Origin of the sequence: Streptomyces thermocarboxydus, from assembly GCF_024760485.1 — a bacterium.
Classification (GTDB): domain Bacteria; phylum Actinomycetota; class Actinomycetes; order Streptomycetales; family Streptomycetaceae; genus Streptomyces; species Streptomyces cellulosae.
Genome location: NZ_CP058273.1, coordinates 3,794,044 through 3,813,176, shown reverse-complemented (window position 1 = coordinate 3,813,176; position 19,133 = coordinate 3,794,044). Strand labels below are relative to the sequence as shown.

At 73.4% G+C, this 19,133-nt stretch carries 17 protein-coding genes and 1 pseudogene; 4 read left to right on the top strand and 14 right to left on the bottom strand.

Annotated elements, in window-relative coordinates; translation table 11 throughout:
- Position 1: 1 nt before the first annotated feature.
- Positions 2-1,862, bottom strand: a pseudogene (locus AY578_RS17625) (serine/threonine-protein kinase).
- Between the two features lie 251 nt (positions 1,863-2,113).
- Between AY578_RS17625 and AY578_RS17620 the strand changes: the two are divergent.
- The 3 genes from AY578_RS17620 (at position 2,114) to AY578_RS17610 (ending at position 5,113) form a co-directional block, all read left to right on the top strand.
- Positions 2,114-3,469, top strand: coding sequence for an aspartate aminotransferase family protein (locus tag AY578_RS17620; RefSeq protein ID WP_028959513.1), 1,356 nt, complete (start codon positions 2,114-2,116; stop codon positions 3,467-3,469).
- A 151-nt stretch (positions 3,470-3,620) separates the two neighbouring features.
- Complete coding sequence (locus AY578_RS17615; RefSeq protein ID WP_019524295.1) at positions 3,621-4,391, top strand: GntR family transcriptional regulator; 771 nt, start codon at positions 3,621-3,623, stop codon at positions 4,389-4,391.
- Positions 4,392-4,462: 71 nt separating this feature from the next.
- Entirely contained in the window at positions 4,463-5,113 is a 651-nt protein-coding gene (locus AY578_RS17610) for a putative DNA-mimic protein (protein WP_019524294.1), read from the top strand.
- Positions 5,114-5,116: 3 nt separating this feature from the next.
- Here the strand turns inward: AY578_RS17610 and AY578_RS17605 are convergent, their stop codons facing one another.
- Both AY578_RS17605 and AY578_RS17600 read right to left on the bottom strand, forming a co-directional pair.
- Positions 5,117-5,407, bottom strand: a complete 291-nt coding sequence (locus AY578_RS17605; RefSeq protein WP_019524293.1) for a DUF3303 family protein — start codon at positions 5,405-5,407, stop codon at positions 5,117-5,119.
- Between the two features lie 102 nt (positions 5,408-5,509).
- Positions 5,510-6,793: an adenylosuccinate synthase gene (locus AY578_RS17600; protein WP_026243734.1), complete on the bottom strand. Its 1,284-nt coding sequence runs from the start codon at positions 6,791-6,793 to the stop codon at positions 5,510-5,512.
- A 186-nt stretch (positions 6,794-6,979) separates the two neighbouring features.
- On the opposite strand from AY578_RS17600, the gene AY578_RS17595 reads away from it, so the two are divergent.
- On the top strand, positions 6,980-7,843 hold the full coding sequence (locus tag AY578_RS17595; RefSeq protein ID WP_019524291.1) for a diacylglycerol kinase family protein: 864 nt from the start codon (positions 6,980-6,982) through the stop codon (positions 7,841-7,843).
- Between the two features lie 18 nt (positions 7,844-7,861).
- On the opposite strand, the gene AY578_RS17590 is transcribed toward AY578_RS17595, so the two are convergent.
- From AY578_RS17590 to AY578_RS17540, 11 genes are all read right to left on the bottom strand, one after another.
- A complete protein-coding gene (locus AY578_RS17590) occupies positions 7,862-9,082 on the bottom strand; it encodes a cytochrome P450 (protein ID WP_136238764.1) in 1,221 nt (406 codons plus the stop codon).
- A gap of 54 nt (positions 9,083-9,136) precedes the next feature.
- Positions 9,137-9,571, bottom strand: coding sequence for a VOC family protein (locus AY578_RS17585; RefSeq protein ID WP_028959516.1), 435 nt, complete (start codon positions 9,569-9,571; stop codon positions 9,137-9,139).
- Positions 9,572-9,596: 25 nt separating this feature from the next.
- Positions 9,597-10,262 (bottom strand): response regulator, encoded by a 666-nt coding sequence (locus tag AY578_RS17580; protein WP_019524288.1) that lies wholly within the window; start codon positions 10,260-10,262, stop codon positions 9,597-9,599.
- Positions 10,259-11,605, bottom strand: a complete 1,347-nt coding sequence (locus AY578_RS17575) for a sensor histidine kinase (protein WP_240318736.1) — start codon at positions 11,603-11,605, stop codon at positions 10,259-10,261. Before AY578_RS17575 ends, AY578_RS17580 begins: the two co-directional genes overlap by 4 nt.
- A gap of 115 nt (positions 11,606-11,720) precedes the next feature.
- The gene (locus AY578_RS17570) at positions 11,721-12,383 is read right to left on the bottom strand and encodes a response regulator (protein WP_028959518.1); all 663 of its coding nucleotides are present in this window, start codon (positions 12,381-12,383) and stop codon (positions 11,721-11,723) included.
- The gene (locus AY578_RS17565; RefSeq protein ID WP_168713446.1) at positions 12,380-13,696 is read right to left on the bottom strand and encodes a sensor histidine kinase; all 1,317 of its coding nucleotides are present in this window, start codon (positions 13,694-13,696) and stop codon (positions 12,380-12,382) included. Before AY578_RS17565 ends, AY578_RS17570 begins: the two co-directional genes overlap by 4 nt.
- Complete coding sequence (locus AY578_RS17560; RefSeq protein ID WP_136238765.1) at positions 13,689-14,879, bottom strand: acyltransferase family protein; 1,191 nt, start codon at positions 14,877-14,879, stop codon at positions 13,689-13,691. The genes AY578_RS17565 and AY578_RS17560 overlap by 8 nt, the downstream gene beginning before the upstream one ends.
- Complete coding sequence (locus AY578_RS17555) at positions 14,876-15,886, bottom strand: alpha/beta hydrolase (protein WP_258902964.1); 1,011 nt, start codon at positions 15,884-15,886, stop codon at positions 14,876-14,878. Before AY578_RS17555 ends, AY578_RS17560 begins: the two co-directional genes overlap by 4 nt.
- A 126-nt stretch (positions 15,887-16,012) precedes the next feature.
- Positions 16,013-16,882 carry an alpha/beta hydrolase gene (locus tag AY578_RS17550; RefSeq protein ID WP_137207529.1) on the bottom strand — a complete coding sequence of 290 codons (870 nt, stop codon included), beginning with the start codon at positions 16,880-16,882 and terminating at the stop codon, positions 16,013-16,015.
- Between the two features lie 160 nt (positions 16,883-17,042).
- A complete protein-coding gene (gene kynU, locus AY578_RS17545; protein WP_258902963.1) occupies positions 17,043-18,245 on the bottom strand; it encodes a kynureninase in 1,203 nt (400 codons plus the stop codon).
- Positions 18,238-19,068 carry a tryptophan 2,3-dioxygenase family protein gene (locus AY578_RS17540; RefSeq protein ID WP_136238954.1) on the bottom strand — a complete coding sequence of 277 codons (831 nt, stop codon included), beginning with the start codon at positions 19,066-19,068 and terminating at the stop codon, positions 18,238-18,240. The genes kynU and AY578_RS17540 overlap by 8 nt, the downstream gene beginning before the upstream one ends.
- Positions 19,069-19,133 lie beyond the last annotated feature (65 nt).

Sequence of the window (19,133 nt, the reverse complement as noted above, 5' to 3'; positions counted from 1 at the left end):
GTCAGTCACGCGTGTACGTCAGCTGCTCCCCCGTCCCCGTGCTGGTGCGGCGGAGGGAGCCGTCCGGGAGGACGGTGATCTCGCTCGGGGAGCCGGGGGTGCAGGCGGAGCGGGGTTCGCCGACCGTGACCGTGGAGGGGCCGATCCGGAGGTCGCCGCCCGAGGTGCCGGTGAGGCGGGCCTCGAAGACGCAGTGGTAGGTGCCGTTGCCGGTGGGGCCCTCGGCGACCAGGGACATCACCGTGTCGCCGACCTCGCCCTGCTGCACGGTGAGGCGGCGGCTGTGGGAGCCGCTGTCGTTGTCGATGCTGGTGGACCAGCGGCCCAGGAACTCCTCCGGGACCGTCCCGTCCTCAGGCGCGTCGCTGCTCGGTGAACGCGTCTCCGACGGCGGTACGTCGTCGGTGGTGCCCGCGTCGTCCGTGCTCTGCGATGCGCTGCTCGACGCGGCCGGCGTCGACGGGTCGCCGCCCGCCCGGTCCTCGCCCTGGGCGCCGCTCATCAGCGCGTACACGCTGCCGCCCGCGGCGAGCGCCACCACCAGCGCGATCACCACGAGCAGCGCGGTGGAGCGGGTGTCGCGGCGTGGTTCGGGGGCGGGCGGCGGGTACGGACCGTAGGGCGGCGGGCCGTAGGGAGGGGTGCCGTTCGCGCCGTGACCGCCGTACGGGTAGCCGTACGCCGGCTGCGGCTGCGGGTGCTGCTGCGGGTGCCCGTAGGCGCCCCCGCTGCCCGCGCCCGGCGCCGGTCCCGGCGGCGGGGCCGGGTCGCCACCGCCCTGGCCGACCACGACCGTGGGCAGGTGGTTCACGCCGGCCCGGCGGGGGCGGGGCCGCGCCGTCGTCGGCGGCGCGCGCGTGCTCGGCGGGCGCGTCCCCTCCCGGCCCGCCGGAAGGCACCGGCTTCCCGAGCGGCACCGGCTCCCCGGAAGGCCCCGGCGCCTCCGGGTCCTCCGCGTCCAGCAGCCGTACCGCGTGCCGCCCCAGCTGGGCGACCAGCGCGGAAGGCAGCCACGGGTCGCGGGAGCGGCCGTCGGCCACCGTGTCCTCCGCACCGGTGGCGGACAGCACCTCGTCGAGCGTGGGCCGGGCCGCCGGGTCCTTGCGCAGGCACGCCCGCACCAGGTCGGCGAGGCCCTCGGGCACCTGCGTCAGGTCGGGCTCCTCCTGCGCGATGCGGAACATCAGCGCGTGCACCCCGCTGCCCGCGGTGCCGAACGGCAGCGCGCCGGTCGCCGCGTAGGCGAGCACCGAGCCGAGGCAGAACACGTCGCAGGCGGGCGTGATGCGGTCGCCGCGGACCTGCTCGGGCGCCATGAAGCCGGGCGAGCCGACGAGCGCGCCGGTGCGGGTGAGCCCGCCGTCGGTGACCGTCTCCAGCGCGCGGGCGATGCCGAAGTCGATGACGCGCGGCCCGTCGATGGTGACGAGCACGTTGGACGGCTTGAGATCGCGGTGGATGATCCCGGCCGCGTGGATGTCCTTGAGGGCGTACGCCAGACCCGCGCCGAGGATGCGCACCGACCGCTCGGGCAGCGCCCCGTGGTCGTGGCCCACGACCTGCTGGAGGCTCGGCCCGGCGACGTACCCGGTGGCCACCCACGGCACGGCCGCCTCGGTGTCGGCGTCCAGCACGGGTGCGGTCCAGTCGCCGCCGACCTGCCGGGCGGCCCGCACCTCCTGGCGGAAGCGGGCGCGGAACTCCTCCTGCCGGGCCAGCTCCTCGCGGACCAGTTTCACGGCGACGGTGCGCCCCCGGTCGGAGCGGGCGAGGTAGACCTGGCCCATGCCGCCGGCGCCCAGCCGTGCGAGCAGCCGGTAGCCCCCGATCGTCTGCGGATCCCCGATCCCGAGCTGGTCCATCGCTGCGCCGCCTTCCCCCCGCAGTGAGCAACGGATCGAGGATAGTGGCGGGCCGGTGCCGGGTGAGCCGGCCGCCGTCTACGGTTCCGTAACAGGCGGGCCCCGGCGGTCGATCACCGTGGACAGGTGTTCCACCGCACGCATCACCTCCCCCACCCCTCCCTCGTGTCGACAACCTGTCGCGGAAACCCCCGCACCGCAGACACCCCGCCGATGTCGCTCGTCCATCACCGCCGCCTACGCTCGGGCGCATGACCCCTCAGCCCAACCCCGAGGCCGGCGCCGCCGTCAAGGCCGCCGACCGTGCGCACGTGTTCCACTCCTGGTCCGCGCAGGAGCTCATCGACCCGCTCGCCGTCGCCGGGGCGGAAGGGTCGTACTTCTGGGACTACGACGGCCGCCGCTATCTGGACTTCACCAGCGGCCTCGTCTACACGAACATCGGCTATCAGCACCCGAAGGTCGTCGCCGCGATCCAGGAGCAGGCGGCGAGGATGACGACGTTCGCGCCCGCGTTCGCCGTCGAGGCGCGCTCGGAGGCGGCCCGGCTGATCGCCGAGCGCACCCCCGGCGACCTGGACAAGATCTTCTTCACCAACGGCGGCGCCGACGCCGTGGAGCACGCCCTGCGCATGGCCCGGCTGCACACCGGCCGGCCCAAGGTGCTCTCCGCGTACCGCTCGTACCACGGCGGCACCCAGCAGGCCGTGAACGTCACCGGCGACCCGCGCCGCTGGGCGTCCGACAGCGCCACCGCCGGGGTCGTGCACTTCTGGGCGCCGTTCCTGTACCGCTCGCGCTTCTACGCCGAGACCGAGGAGCAGGAGTGCGCGCGGGCGCTGGAGCACCTGGAGACGACGATCGCCTTCGAGGGGCCCTCGACGATCGCCGCGGTCATCCTGGAGACCATCCCGGGCACGGCCGGCATCATGCCGCCCCCGCCCGGCTACCTCGCCGGGGTCCGCGAACTGTGCGACAAGTACGGCATCGTCCTGGTGCTGGACGAGGTGATGGCCGGGTTCGGCCGCACCGGCACCTGGTTCGCGGCCGACCTGTACGACGTCGTGCCGGACCTGATGACCTTCGCCAAGGGTGTGAACTCCGGCTATGTGCCGCTGGGCGGTGTCGCCATCTCCGCGGAGATCGCGGCCACCTTCGCCACCCGCCCCTACCCGGGCGGCCTGACCTACTCCGGGCACCCGCTGGCCTGCGCCGCCGCCGTCGCGACGATCAACGTGATGGAGGAGGAGGGCGTCGTCGAGAACGCGGCCTCCCTCGGCGCGTCCGTCGTCGGCCCCGGTCTGCGGGAGCTGGCCGGGCGTCACCCGAGCGTGGGCGAGGTGCGCGGCACCGGCATGTTCTGGGCGGTGGAACTGGTGCGTGACCGGGAGACCCGGGAGCCGCTGGTGCCGTACAACGCGTCCGGCGAGGCGAACGCCCCGATGACCGCGTTCGCCGCCGCCGCGAAGAAGGCCGGCCTGTGGCCCTTCGTGAACATGAACCGCACCCATGTGGTGCCGCCGCTCAACACCAGCGAGGCCGAGCTGAAGGAGGGCCTGGCGGCCCTGGATGCGGCTCTGTCGGTGGCCGACGAGTACGTGAAGTGACCGGCTGAGTCACCGGCCGTGCAGCGGGCGCGAGGGGTCTCCCCTCGCGCCCGTTCGAACATCCGGCGCCGCGTCCGGACCGCGTAAGGTGGCGTGCCCGTGGACTTTTGCGAGCACGCCACTCGAACGCGATGAGGGAGACGCCCCGACCATGCCCCGCCTCGGCAACGTCGCCGTGACCCGCAGCACCCTGCGGCAGCAGATCGCCGACGCGCTGCGTGACGAGGTGCTGGCCGGGCGGCTCCAGCCGGGGCAGGAGTTCACCGTCAAGGAGATCGCCGACCAGTACGGGGTGTCCGCGACGCCCGTGCGGGAGGCGCTGGTCGACCTGTCGGCGCAGGGGCTGCTGGACGCCGACCAGCACCGGGGCTTCCGGGTGCACGAGTACTCCGCCGACGACTTCCGCGGCATGATCGAGGCGCGCAGCCTGGTCACCGAGGGGATGTTCCACGCGCTCACCCATGGCGGCGCGCCGCATCTGCGGCCCGACGAGCCCCGGCTGGCGGCGCACCTCGCGGGGGTGCGGCGGCGTGGCGAGGAGGCCCGGCGCGCGGCCCTGGCCGGTGAGGTCACCGTGCTGATCGGCTACGACCTGCGGTTCTGGCGGGAGCTGGCGTCCGCGTTCGGCAATCCGTACCTCACCGATTTCCTGCACCGGCTGCGGGTGCAGATGTGGGTGTACGTGGTGCAGCACCTGCGGCGGCTGCCGGATCCGCGGGGGCGGCTGTGGGCGCGTCACACCGAGCTGGTGGACGCCCTGACCGAGGGCGACACCGCCGCCGCGCGCGCCATCCTCGACGCGTACACCGCGTACTCCCTGTCCCTGCTGGAGGGCCTGACGGCCGACGCGGCGGGTAAGGGACCTGTACGACGGCCCGCACAGGAGGATCCGCCCGACCGGGACGCCGATACGCTTCCCTGACCGCTGTCCCGAACCGTCTTCCCGGACCCGGACGTCCCACCCGACGACCGCGCGATGCGAGGAGTCTTCTTTTGGCCTGTGACCTGTGGCTGGTACCGCTCGTCGACGTGTTGTGCCACACGCCCGACAATCCCTTCGCCGAGGAACTCGCGCAGTACAACACGGTGCTGGCCGACGCGGGACTGCCGCCGGTGCCGGTGTACCAGTACATGCCGGGACTGACCGGCGACGTCGCCCCGGTCGCCGGGTTCGACTACGACGCCCTGCACTTTCTGCGGCGCGTGTACCTGCTCCAGGTCTGCGGACTTCCGGTCACCCCGGTGGACGAACTGGGCGGTGACTACGAGCAGTTGCTGGAGATGTTCGAGGCGACGGCCCAGCAGTCGCATCTGGTGTGGCACTACGACCACGCGGGCGCGTACGTGCCCGTGGACTTCCCGAGCCCGCTGTCCAGCGACGAACTCCTCGCCGGGGGCGGCCCGTTGGGGTCCTCGCACGCGCTGCTGCGCGAACTGGAGGTGGTCGCCCCGTCGATCGGCATCGACCCGGCGAACCCGCCGGCCGCGCCCGAGCCGCCGCGGGCCCCCACCGAGCTGGAGGAACCGGCCGTCGCCGCCCCCTACGACCCGAGCCCGTTCGCCCGTGAACGCCACGTCTGGCTGGGCCTCCACGCGGCGGCCACCCGGAGCCTGGCGCAGGGTTCGATGATCGTCTTCAGCTGAGGGTCACCGCAGTTCGGAGAGCCCCTTCCGCAGGTCGTCCGCGTTCATCACCGGGGTCATCTCGACCTCGGCGTCGAACTGCGAGAAGAACGGCTCGCCGATGGGCGGGATCTGTGAGCTGTCCTCGACGTCGAGGACGAGCAGGCAGGTCCGGCGGCCGCCGAGCGGACCGAAGTAGGCGGCCTCGGGGTGGAGCCGCTCGATGGTCTCCTGCATCATTTCGGGCAGCTTCCCGCTGCGGATGGCCTCGTTCGACTTCTCCGTGTCCAGCGTCGCCTTGAGCATCACGCGCATCGCACTCACCCTCTTCCAGGTCGATGTGCATGCCGCGTACACGTCCAGGCTATGACTGTGCACCGGCGCCCGCCCGGGCGCCGGTGCACAGGGATGCCGCTCCTAGAGGAACGAGTTGATCTCGATCGTCTCGGTACGGCCCGGGCCCACGCCGATCGCGGAGATCGGGGCGCCGGACATCTCCTCCAGGGCCTTCACGTACGCCTGGGCGTTCTTCGGCAGGTCGGAGAAGGACTTCGCCTTGCTGATGTCCTCGTTCCAGCCCGGCAGCATCTCGTAGACCGGCTTCGCGTGGTGGAAGTCCGTCTGCGAGTACGGCAGCTCCTCGACGCGCTTGCCGTCGATCTCGTAGGCCACGCAGACCGGGATCTGCTCCCAGCCGGTGAGGACGTCGAGCTTGGTGAGGAAGAAGTCCGTCAGGCCGTTCACCCGGGTCGCGTAGCGGGCGATGACCGCGTCGAACCAGCCGCAGCGGCGGTCACGGCCGGTGGTGACGCCCCGCTCGCCGCCGATGCGGCGCAGCGCCTCGCCGTCCTCGTCGAACAGCTCCGTCGGGAACGGCCCGGCGCCGACGCGGGTGGTGTACGCCTTGAGGATGCCGATGACCCGGCTGATCTTCGTCGGGCCCACGCCGGCGCCGGTGCAGGCGCCGCCCGCGGTCGGGTTCGACGAGGTGACGAAGGGGTACGTGCCGTGGTCGATGTCGAGCAGGGTGCCCTGGCCGCCCTCGAAGAGGACCACCTTGTCCTGCTCCAGCGCCTCGTTCAGCACCAGCACGGTGTCGGCGACGTACGGCGCCAGCTTGTCCGCGTAGCCCAGCAGCTCCTCGACCACCTGGCCGACGGCGATCGCGCGCCGGTTGTAGAGCTTGGTGAGCATCTGGTTCTTGACGTCGAGGGCCGCCTCGACCTTCTGGGTGAGGATCGACTCGTCGTAGAGGTCCTGCACCCGGATGCCGACGCGGTTGATCTTGTCGGCGTAGGTCGGGCCGATGCCGCGGCCGGTGGTGCCGATCTTCCGCTTGCCGAGGAAACGCTCGGTCACCTTGTCCACCGTCACGTTGTACGGCGTGATGATGTGCGCGTTACCGCTGATCAGGAGCTTGGACGTGTCGACGCCGCGCTCGTTCAGACCGCTCAGCTCGGAGAGCAGGACCGACGGGTCGACGACGACGCCGTTTCCGATGACCGGCGTGCAGCCGGGGGACAGGATTCCGGAAGGGAGCAGGTGCAGGGCGTACTTCTGATCGCCCACGACCACCGTGTGGCCGGCGTTGTTGCCGCCCTGGTAGCGCACCACATAGTCGACGGAACCACCGAGAAGGTCCGTCGCCTTTCCCTTGCCTTCGTCACCCCACTGAGCACCGAGCAGCACAAGTGCGGGCACGCGCGTACACCCCTTCCGGGCGGGGCATGTCCAAGGTCAGGGGCGCACACGGAGGATCTCCGCCGTGTGCACCGCGACCACCGTTGGCCGCCAACCGTCGGACCGGATGCCCCGGAATAGACGAAGCCCCTGGCGCAATAGCGCAAAGGGGCTCTTGCACAAAGATGCTACCCGAGGAAGCGAGGCATGGCCGAGGTGGCGACATCCGGGACTTCTTCCGCGACGTCCGATCAGCTCCTGGTGGTCATCGATCCGGTCGCCCGGCGGGCGGACGGCGAGTCGGTCCGGATCGCGCGGGACGTGCTCCGCGCGGGTGCGGCGGGCGCGAAGGTGTGCCTGCCGGACGGCCCCGAGGAGTTCGCCCGGGCGCTCGCCCGGCGCGGCTCACGGCGTCCGGTGGTGGTGGGCGACGACCGGGCGCTGGTGCGGGCGGTGGAGCTGCTGCACCGGCACCGGGAGCTGGCCGGGTGCGCGCTGTCCCTGGTGCCGGTGGGCGGCTCGGTGTCGCTCGCCCGGGCGCTGGGCGTGCCGTGCGGGGCGGTGGCCGCGGCGCGGGCCGTGCTCGACGGGGCGGAGCGGCGGATGGACCTGCTGGTCGACGACAGCGACGGCGTGGTGCTGGGCGCGCTGCGGATCCCCCCGCTGGGTTCCACGTCCCCCGAACGGCACTCGGCCGGCGGGGTGACCTGGCCGTGGCTGCAGACCTGCCGCTCCTTCGTACGCACGCTGGCCCCCGCCCGGCCGCCCGCCGCACCCGGGTCGGGGCCGACGCGGCTGCGGGTGGAGGTGGACGGGGAGACCCTGATCGACCTGCACCAGTCGGTGGAGGCCGTCTCGGTCGTCCCCGGCGCCTCGGGAACGGCCCGCGTGGAGGTCCGCCCCGCCTCGGTCGGCGCGGAGGCCTCCCCCCTGTCGGCGGAGGCCCGCACGATCACGGTCTCCGGCGCCCACTTCCGCTACCGCGCCGACGCGACGGTCTCGGGCCCGGTCCGCACCCGGACGTGGGAGGTCCGGGAGGGCGCGTGGGGCCTGACGGTCCCGTCGCGCTAGGCACGGCGTACCTGGCCGTCAGGCCACCTCCACCTCCAGCCCTTCCAGCCCCCGGATCACGAAGTTCGGCTTGCGGGCCGGTTCGGCGGCGAGGCGGAGGGTGGGGGCGCGGTCCAGGAGGGCCGTCATCGAGGCGGCCAGTTCGATGCGGGCCAGGGGGGCGCCGATGCAGTAGTGGATGCCGGCGCTGAAGGAGATGTGGGGGTTGTCGCGGCGGGTGAGGTCCAGGCGGGACGGGTCGGTGAAGACCGCCGGGTCGTGGTTGGCGGAGCCGAACAGCATCGCGATCTCCGCGCCGCGCGGGATCACCTGGCCGTCGATCTCGATCTCGTCCAGCACCCAGCGTTCGAAGAGCTGGAGCGGGGTGTCGTAGCGCATCAGCTCCTCGACCGCGGTGGGGACCAGGGAGTGGTCGGCGCGCAGGGCGGCGAGCTGGTCGGGGTGGCGGAACAGCGCCCACCAGCCGTTGACCGTGGAGTTCACCGTCGCTTCGTGGCCCGCGTTGAGCAGCAGCACGCAGGTGGAGATCATCTCCTGCTCGGTGAGCCGGTCGCCCTCGTCGTGGGCGGCGATCAGGCCGGAGACCAGGTCGTCGCCGGGGTTCTCGCGGCGCTCGGCGATCAGGTCGCGCAGGTAGTCCGAGAATTCCAGCGACGCACGGACCGCCTTGGCCGCGGCCTCCTCGGACGGGTTCAGCTCGTACATGCCGCAGATGTCCGCCGACCAGGGGCGCAGCGGCGCACGGTCGGACTCGGGGATGCCCAGCATCTCCGCGATCACCGCGACCGGCAACGGCTCGGCGACGTCCCGCAGCAGGTCGCCGCCGCCGGCCGCCACCAGCCCGTCGACCAGCTCACCGGCGAGCCGCTCCACGTACGGCCGCAGCCGCTCGACCGTGCGCGGCGTGAACGCCTTCGACACCAGGCGGCGGATGCGGGTGTGGTCCGGCGGTTCGAGGTCGAGCATGCCGTGGTCGTTGAGCGTGTGGAACGGCTCGTGCTCCGGCGGGGGCGGCGTGCGGCCGAACTCCTCATGACTGAACCGGTGCTGGTAGGTGCGCCCCAGGCGCCGGTCGCGCAGCAGCGCCGAGACGTCCGCGTGGTGGGCGACCAGCCACTGGTCGGTCGGCTCGAAGTACCGCACCCGGCCCTGCTCCCGCAGCTCGGCGTAGGCGGGGTACGGGTCGGCGAGGAACGCGGGGTCCCACGGGTCGAATGCGAGGTCAAAAGGAGCTGCCATGGACGGACGGTAGACCGCCGCCCCGCCCTCTGACCAGGGGTGCCGGGCGTTCCGTCAGAGGGCGCCGAAGTCGGGCAGGGTGACCGTGCCGTCCTCGGCGAGGGGGAAGCCGGGGTTGTGGGCGACCTCCCAGGCGTGGCCGTCGGGGTCGGTGAAGGCGCCCGAGTAGAAGCCGATCTCGTTGAACACGCCCGGCCTGGTGACCGTGCCCCCGGCCAGGTCGGCCGCCGCGAGCAGCTCGTCCACCTCGGCGTCGGAGCGGACGTTGTGCGCGAGGACGATGCCGCCGAACCCGCCCGGCGTCCCCGGCTCGAGACCGCAGTCCCGGGCGAGCTTCTCCCGGCCCCACAGGACCAGGCCGAGACCGCCCGCCTGGAAGAAGACCGTCTCCTGGACCTCCTGGCCCCGCCAGCCCAGGGCCTCGTAGAAGGCCTTCGCGCGGGCGAGGTCGGTGACCCCCAGCGTGATCAGGGTGATGCGCTGTTCCATGCGCCTCACCCTAGGCCGCACCGGCTCATCCCGGGGTGACGAGACGCGCCTCGTAGGCGAAGACCGCCGCCTGGGTGCGGTCGCGCAGGCCCAGCTTCACCAGGATGCGGCTGACGTGCGTCTTGATCGTGGACTCGGCGACCACCAGCCGCCCGGCGATCTCCGCGTTCGACAGGCCCTGCGCGATCAGCACCAGCACCTCGGTCTCCCGCTCGGTGAGGTCCCCGTACGCGCCCTGCGCGGACGGCAGCACCCGGGGCGCGTCGGACAGCTTGGAGAACTCGGTGATGAGCCGCCGGGTGACGGACGGGGCGAGCAGCGCCTCCCCGGCCGCGACGACCCGGACGCCGTCGGCGAGCTGACGCGCGGAGGCGTCCTTCAGCAGGAATCCGGAGGCGCCCGCGCGCAGCGCCTGGTAGACGTACTCGTCGAGGTCGAACGTGGTCAGCACCAGCACCTTGGCCGCGCCGTCCGCGGCGACGATCTCCCGGGTCGCCTCGATGCCGTTCAGCTCCGGCATGCGGATGTCCATCAGGACGACGTCGGGGGCGAGTTCGCGGACCTTGTCGACCGCCTGCCGTCCGTTGACAGCCTCGCCGACGACCTCGATGTCCGGCATCGCGTTCAGCAGCACCGAGAAGCCCTCGCGCACCATCATCTGGTCGTCCGCGATCAGCACGCGAATGGTCATGCGTCACCCTCGTTCACCGCGGCGACCGGCAGGAACACCGCGACCTCGTAACCGCCGTCCTCGGTGGGTCCCGCGGTCATCTCGCCGTCCAGCATGGCGACCCGCTCCCGCATGCCCGTGATGCCGTGACCGGCTCCGGGCGAGGGCTTCACCAGGCTCGGCTCGGGCATCGGGCCGTTGACGACCCGCACCCCGAGACCGCCGAGAACGTACCCGATCTCCACGCGGGCGCTCGCGCCGGGCGCGTGCCGCAGGCTGTTGCTCAGCGCCTCCTGCACGATCCGGTACGCCGACAGCTCCACGCCCTGCGGCAGCTCCCGCACCGCGCCGGTGACCACCTTCTCCACGGTCAGCCCGGCGTCCCGCACGTTGACCAGGAGGGCGTCCAGGTCGGCGAGGGTGGGCTGCGGGGCGTCGGGGGCCTCGTAGTCCTCGGCGCGGACCACGCCCAGGATGCGGCGCAGCTCGGTGAGGGCGGCGACGGCGTTCTCCCGGATGGTGGCGAAGGCGCGCTCCAGCTCCTCCGGCGGGCTCTCCACCCGGTACGGCGCGGCCTCGGCCTGGATGGCGACCACCGACATGTGGTGGGCCACCACATCGTGCAGCTCGCGGGCGATGGTGGTGCGCTCCTCCAGGAGGGTGCGCCGGGACCGCTCCTGCTCGGTGACGGTCTGCTGGGCGGTCACCTCCTGCTGCGCGGTGTGCCGGACGTGCCACAGGCAGACCAGGAGCAGGGCGAACGCCGAGAGGACCAGCATCGGGGCGCCGTTGGAGTAGTAGTACGACCCGCCGAAGAGGATGTCCCCGAACACGGCGTACAGGGCGGTGACGACCCACATCCACACGGCGGTGCGGGGCCGGGTGCGCAGCGCGACCACCACGAGGACCGTGAGGTGGGAGACGAAGGAGCCGGGCATCCACGGCCAGTCGGACCCGTCGCCGTTGAGGAGCGCGGTCAGCGGTCCCGACGCGAGGGACAGCCAGAACGCGCCGATCGGCCGGGACAGGGTGACGACCACGGGGACCGCGCACAGCAGCCCGGCCAGCAGGGCCCGCCCGTCGCCGCCCGGCTCGCTGCCGGAGACGGCGCCGACCAGCAGGGTGAGCAGCGCGATCGCCCCCACCACAGCGTGCGGGAGGCGCTCCGCGGCCGTGCGCATCCGCGCGGGCAGCCGGCGCAGCAGCGGGCCGTCCGCGGGGCGGCGCCCCAGCGGGCGGTAGGCGAAGGGGTCGCGGAAGAGGTCCTGGCGCAGCCCCTGGAGGGCGTTCTGGGCCAGCCGGTACTCCGGGCTGCGGTCACCGTCCCCGGTACGCGGGGACTGCTGGTGCGTCGTCTCGGTCACGCCCACACGGTAGGCCGGGCGGGTGACCCCGGTCGTCCCCGCTGAGAGGGGTTCCCGGGCGTCCGTCTGAAGTACTACGCAGGCCACGACGGGTTACGCCACGGTACGAACAGGGTCAGTAACCGGAGGGACGCACCAGCCCCGACTCGTAGGCGAACACGGCCGCCTGGGTGCGGTCGCGCAGGCCGAGCTTCACCAGGATGCGGCCGACGTGCGTCTTCACGGTCTGCTCGGCCACCACCAGCCGTACGGCGATCTCCGCGTTGGACAGACCCTGCGCGATCAGCGCCAGCACCTCCGTCTCCCGCTCGGTGAGGCCGTCGGCCTTCTGCCGCAGCGGGGTGCGGGGCCGCGGGTCCAGGCGGGAGAACTCCGCGATCAGGCGGCGGGTGACGCCCGGCGCGAGCAGCGCGTCCCCGGCGGCCACCACCCGCACCGCCTCGGCGAGCTGCTCTGCGGAGGCGTCCTTCAGGAGGAAGCCCGAGGCGCCCGCGCGCAGCGCCTCGTACACGTACTCGTCGAGGTCGAAGGTCGTCAGCACCAGCACCTTCACCTCCGGGTGGGCGGCGGTGACGCGGGCGGTGGCCTCGATGCCGCCGAGTTCGGGCATGCGGATGTCCATCAAGACGACGTCCGGGGGGACTTCGGCGACCTTCTCGACGGCCTCCAGACCGTTCACCGCCTGGCCGACGACCTCGATGTCGGGCTGTGTGTTCAGCAGCACGGTGAAGCCCTGACGGACCATCTGCTGGTCGTCGGCGATCAGTACGCGGATCATGCGGTGCCGTCCTGGGGAAGGGGGTCGGGGGCGGAGGGCGCGGACACGGGGAGGCGGGCCTCGACGCGGTAGCCGCGACCTGACCAGGGGCCGGCGGTGAGCGTGCCGCCCAGCATGACCGCACGCTCCCGCATGCCGAGCAGCCCGTGCCCGGCCCCCTCGGACGGCGCCGCCTCCCGGGTGGGGGCGGTGTTCACCACCTCCACCCTGAGGGAGCGCGGCCCGTAGGCGAGGGTGACGTGCGCGGTCGCGCCGGGCGCGTGCCGCAGCACGTTGCTCAGCGCCTCCTGCACGATCCGGTACGCGGACAGCTCCACGCCGGGCGGCAGCGGGCGCCGCGCCCCGGTGACCTCGGTGGTCACGGTGAGTCCGGCGGCGCGGGTGTTCTCCACCAGCGCCTCCAGCCGGTCGAGGGTGGGCTGCGGGGCGTCCGCGCGCTCGCCGGGGGCGGGGTGTTCGGAACGCAGCACGTCCAGCACGCGGCGCAGTTCGGTGAGCGCCTCCACGGCGTTCTGCCGGATGCCGGCGAGGTTCTCCCTGAGCTCGTCGGGCGGGTCCTTCACGAGGTGCGGGGCGACCTGCGCCTGGATGGAGATGACCGACATGTGGTGGGCCACCACGTCGTGCAACTCCCGCGCGATACGGCCGCGTTCTTCGAGAAGCGTGCGGCGGGCGCGTTCCTCGGCGGTGAGCGTGGTCTGCTGCTCCAGTTCGGCGCGGGCCTCGCGGCGGCCGCGCAGGGCGATGCCGAGGACGACCACGACGGCGGAGAGGATCACCGCCAGAAGGCCGGTGGACTGGTACCTCTGAGCGCCGATCCACCCTTGCAGCACCCAGGTGACCAGCGCGGTCAGGGCCAGCGTCTCCACGGACACCCGGGTGCGCACCCTCAGGGCGAGCAGCAGCATCACGAACAGGTGCCCGATGAGGCCCGCCGAGGTCCACGGCCAGGTGAAGGGATCGTCCACGACCATCTCGGCGCGCACCGCGAACGCGCCCACCACCGCCGCGGCCGTCGACATCCACCAGCCCGGGACCGGCCGCCACAGCGCGAGCACCATCGCCCCGCCGTGGGCGAGCGCGACGGGGAAGGCGAGCCCGAAAGGGACCCTGCCCTGGTCCATGAGCTGCGGGAGGTCGCCGACGAACACGCCGAAGGCGCCGAGGCACACCACCCCGTGGGGCAGCCACCGCAGCCATGTCGACGGCGGCATGGCATCGACCCGCGCCGTCATCAGGTCGTCGCGCAGGACGTCCAGCCACCGCCGTATGTGCTCCACCCCCGTGTCCGCCACGCCGTTCAGCCTAGACATGCGGGGCCCTTTCGGTCAGCGGGCGGTGTGCGCGGACCACCGTCGACGGGCGGGCGCGCCGTCGCCGCCCGCCACCTCGCTCCCAGGTGCGGAACGCGGCCCCGCACACCGCGAGGGCGAGGACGAAGACGACCAGCCAGGGCAGCCGGGCGGCGACCCAGCCGAGGCCGTCGGGGACGGTGTGCAGTCCGGGCAGCGGCCCGGCGGGGAGAAACGCGGCGGTCGTGGCCATCAGGGCGGTCTGGTGCCACAGGAAGACCGTCATCGCGGACAGGTTGACCAGCGCCACCGCCGCCCACGCGAGTGGCCGGCGCATCGCGCGGCGCAGCCGGTCCCGCAGCAGCAGCGCGAGCCCGCACTGGGCCAGGCCGAAGGTGACGGCGGCCAGCGTCGGCGGGTTGAGGTTGGACACCTGCGCGCCCGGCACCCCGACCATCGCGGCCGGATAACCCGCCCACGCGACCAGCACCACCGTCGCCGCCGTACCGCCGCCGAGCAGCACCCACCCGGACCTTCGGCCCTCCAGCTCGCCCCGGGTCCAGGCGGCGCCCAGCGTGTACGGCACCAGCCAGCCGGCGGCGAGGTTCAGCCAGCCCAGCGCGTCGGGGGCGCCGAGGCCGAAGCGGAGCACGTCGACATGGAGGACGACGGCCAGCGGCCACAGCGGGTGCAGCCGGGCGACCAGCGGGGTCGCGGCGGTGAGGGCGGCGAAGACCAGCAGGAACCACATCGGGGACAGGGCGAGCTTCACCAGCGTCCGCACGGTCGCGTACTCGGCGTCGGACAGCAGCAGCGTGAGCGTCACGGCCGTCCACAGGGTGAGGACGGCGACGACCGGCCCGAACAGCCGCGCCAGCCGGGCGTGCAGCCACCGCCGGTACGGCGTCCCGCGCTTCCGCGCCGAGGCGTAGGAGCGGGTCGCGACATGCCCGCCGACCAGGAAGAACACGGCGAGGGTCTGGAAGGCCCAGGACACCGGGGCGAGCCACGGCAGGTGCTGGAGCGGGCTGGCGGTGCGCAGGGTGCGGCCGTCCGCGACGAGCGCGGTGACCAGCCAGTGCCCAAGGACCACGCCGAGCACGGCGAAGGCCCGTAAGGCGTCGACGGCGCGGTCCCGGTGGGAAGGGGTGGCCGCGTCGATACGGGCGGCGGTGTCGCGCAGGGCGACGGTGAGGCGGGTCATCGGGTCACCTCCTGGGTGTGTCCGAGGACGATCCGGGTGAGGTTGGCCAGGGAGAGGGAGCCGGGGGCGAAGTAGTCGCTGTGCCCGCCGTCGCCGGCCGCGAAGACACGGGCGCCGTACTCCTCCGACACGGGGTCGGTGCCGAAGCCGACGGTGGTGCCGAACAGGGCGGCGTCGAGGTGGGGGACGTGCTCGACCCAGTCGGCGGCGCCGCGCGCGGCCCACACCCGGGCGCGGGTGCGCAGGTCGGCGGCGGTGTCGGCGCCGGTGCCGGGGCTGCCGAGGAACACCAGGTCGTCGGCGTCGAGTCCGGCGGCCGCCCGCGCGCAGACCACGGAGCCGTAGGAGTGGCAGAGGAGGGAGACGCGGGCGCGAGGGGCGGCGACCGCGCGCACGTCACGTACCAACGCACGCAGTTCGGGGGCGGCGCCCTCCGCGCGGCCGGTCGTCGCGACCGAGGGGCTGACCGTGCCGGGCGTCTCGTAGCCGAGCCACGCCACGACCGCCGTACGCACCCCCGCGGGCGCTTCCCGTGTGAGCCGCTGGTGGAGGGCCACGGCGGTGGCGCGGAAGCGGGCGTAGGTGTCGATGCCGGTGTCGGACCCGGGGACGAGCACGGCGACGCGGCCGGCGTGCGCGAGGTCGCCGAGCACCTCGGTGACCAGACCGGCGCCGCGTCCGTCGAAGTACAGCAACCGCCGTGCGGCCAGGCCGCGTTCGGTGGCCGCGCGGTCCCGGTACCCGTGCTCGGCCGCCGTACGGGCCGCCTCGGCGGCGTTGGCCCGGTGGGCGGCGTAGGTCGCGTCGAGTCCGGCGACGGCCGGGGGCGGCGGGCGGCGCCGGGCGCCTGCGGACGGCGGCGGCGACGAGCGCGGCGAGCAGCCCGCGCCGCAGCCGGCCCGCGAGGCGGTGCACCGTGACCCTCGCGCCGCCCGGTCTCGTGCCCGGAGTCTCCCGCTCGCGCCCCTGCTCCATCGTCGCCGCTTCCTTCCCGTCCGCCCGGCCATCGGGCGTGCCAGAAAGGGAAGTTACGGAGCGTGGCCTGTAACCCGCGTCCCACCGGGGGACTCATCCGCGGGGTAGCTCTCAGGTACTAGGGGTATGACGGAGCTTGCCCGCAGCGGGAGTTGGACTCACCACGCGAGCTGGGCGATCTCCTCCACGACGACCGCGCAGGCGTCCGCCGCGGGATCGATGAGCGGGAAGTGGCCGACGTCCGGCAGCAGGGTGACTCCGACGACCTCGCCGGCCTTCGCCGCCGCGTCCGCGTACGACTCGGCGACCGCGTGCGGGACGTCGATGTCGGCGCGGCCCTGGACGAGGGTGGTGGCGATACCGGTGGGCAGCAGCAGCGCCGGGTCGGCGTGCGGCCTGCGCTCGGCGAAATGGTCGTCGCCGCCGAGGAGTTCGCGGGTGGCGCCGCCGCACACGCCCAGCTTGTCGGCGACCTCGAAGTCCGCGATGGGGGCGAGGGCGACGACCCCGCGCAGGGGCGCCGGGGCGTCGGTGCGCCAGGGCGAACCGGCGGGCAGGACGTGCCGGGCGGCGGCCCACAGGGCGAGGTGCCCGCCCGCGGAGTGACCGGTGAGGACGATGCGGCGCGGGTCGCCCGCCGGGAGGTGTTCGCGTATCAGTGCGGGCAGGGCGTCCACCGCGGCGGCGACGTCGTCGAAGGTGTCGGGCCAGCGCCCGGCCACCGGGTCGCCGCCCTCGGCCTGGGTGGCGCCGCGCCGGTACTCGACGCTGGCGACGGCGAAGCCGCGGTGCGCGAGGAACGCGGCGAACGGGCTGACGTGACGCCGGTCGTAGGGGGCGCGCCAGGCGCCGCCGTGCAGGACGACGACCACGGGTGCGGGACCGTTCCCGCCGCGCGGCGTCCAGAAGTCGATGACGTGGTCGGGGTCGTCGCCGTAGGCCGCCGTGGTGTCCGGATCGACCGGCGGGTGGGAGAAGGCCGACTTCTCCTCGGCGGCGGCCCGGGCGGCTGCGACGTCGTCCGTCATGCTCCAACCTCTCAGCGATACAACGTGGTTCGACCGGACCGGGCGTGTACGCGGCCGTTCGGGCGGGACGGTACCAGCACTTCGCCCGGTCCTCTCACCAGGAGGCCCCCGCTGACCGGCGGGAACGGGGCCGGGACGCCTCCGTCCCGGCCCCGCCCGGCTAACCCAGCTCCTCGGCCAGCACCCGCGCGGCCCGTTCCACGTCGGCGAAACCGACGTAGAGCGGGGTGAAACCGAAGCGGAGCACGTCCGGGTGGCGGAAGTCGCCGACCACGCCCCGCCCGATGAGCCGCTGCATCACGGGACCCGCGTCGGCACAGCGCAGGGCGACCTGGCTGCCCCGCTCCTCGTGCGGCAGCGGGGTCAGGCACTCCACGCGGCCCTCGGGGACGTACGTCCCGACGCACTCCAGGAAGAAGTCGGTCAGGGCGAGGGACTTGGCGCGCACCGCCTCGACCGTCACCCCGTCCCACACCTCGAGCGCCGCCTCCAGGGCGAGCATGGAGAGGATGTCGGGAGTGCCGACCCGCCCGCGCACCGCGCCCTCGGCGGGCGCGTACTCGGAGCGCATCCCGAACGGCTCGGCGTGCGAGTTCCAGCCGGGCAGCGGGGAGTCGAAGCGCTCCTGGAGGTCCGCCCGCACATACAGGTACGCGGGCGAACCGGGGCCGCCGTTGAGGTACTTGTAGGTGCAGCCGACGGCCAGGTCCACGCCGTGTTCGTCGAGGCCGACCGGCAGGGCGCCCGCGCTGTGGCACAGATCCCAGACGGCGTACGCGCCCGCCGCGTGCACGGCCGCCGTGAGCGACGGCAGGTCGTGCAGCCGGCCGGTGCGGTAGTCCACGTGGTTGAGCAGCACGGCCGCCGTGCGCTCCCCGAGCGCGCCGGGCACCTCCGAGGGTTCCACGGGGCGCAGGGTGCAGCCGGTCATGCGGGCCGCCGAACCGGCGATGTACCCGTCCGTCGGGAACGTGGTCGCGTCGACCAGGATCTCGTCCCGGCCGGGGCCGTTCTCCTGGGCCAGCCGCACCGCGCCGACCAGCGCCTTGAACACGTTGACGCTGGTGGAGTCGCCCACCACGATCTGCCCGGCCGCCGCGCCGACGAGCGGGGCGATGCGGTCGCCGATCCGCTCCGGCGCCGTCCACCAGCCGCTCTCCGTCCAGGAGCGGATGCGCATCTCGCCCCACTGGCGGCCGACCACGTCCGCGACCCGGCCGGGCACGGCGACGGGCAGCGCGCCCAGCGAGTTCCCGTCCAGGTACACCGCGCCCTCGGGTCCGTCGAGGACGAACTCCGCGCGCTTGGCGGCGAGTTCGTCGCCCGCGTCCAGCTTCTCCGCCTTCACCGTCAGCTCAGACATACGACCGCGCCGTCCACAGCTCGGGGAAGACGTTCTTCTGCGCCCGCTTCTCCAGCCACGCCACTCCGGCGGACCCTCCTGTTCCGGTCTTGGACCCCATGGCCCGGCGGGTGGCGACCAGGTGGTCGTTGCGCCAGCGCCACACCAGTTCGGCGACGTCGGTCAGCGCCTCGCCGAGCCGCGCCACCTCGTCCCGCTCGTCGCCCGCGTAGACGGCCGTCCAGATCTCCTCGACCTCACGCGACGGCTCGTACTTCCGCGACACGTCCCGCTCCAGCACGTCCTTCGGCACGGGGTGGCCGCGCCGGGCGAGGAACCGCAGCACCTCGTCGTAGAGGCTGGGCTCGTGCAGGGCCTTCTCCAGCTCGGCGTGCACGCGCGGCGCGCCCCGGTGCGGGACCAGCATCGACGCGGACTTGTCGCCGAGCAGGAACTCCATGCGCCGGTACATCGCCGACTGGAAGCCGGAGCCCTCGCCGAGGGCGCTCCGGTAGCTGTTGAACTGCGCGGGGGTGAGCCCGGCCAGGGGCCGCCAGGAGGCGTTCAGCGCCTCCAGCTCGCGCCGTGAGCGGCGCAGCGCGTCGAGCGCGACCGGCACGTCGTCGCGGCGCAGCGCCTGCGCCGCGGTCTCCCACTCGTGCACGATCACGGTGAACCACAGCTCCATGACCTGGGTGGTGACCAGGAAGACCATCTCTCCGGGATCGTCCGAGAGGGTGTGCTGGAGGTGGGTGAGGACGTCGGCCTTGACGTAGTCCTCGTAAGGCGTCGTGCCCTGGAAGTCGAGATGCGGGGTCTCGGGCTCGTGAGCCTCGTGGGACATCGCTGTCTCCTGAAATGTACTCCGGGTAGCGGTCCGCCCCTGCCGTTACCGGCACGGGGGCCCCG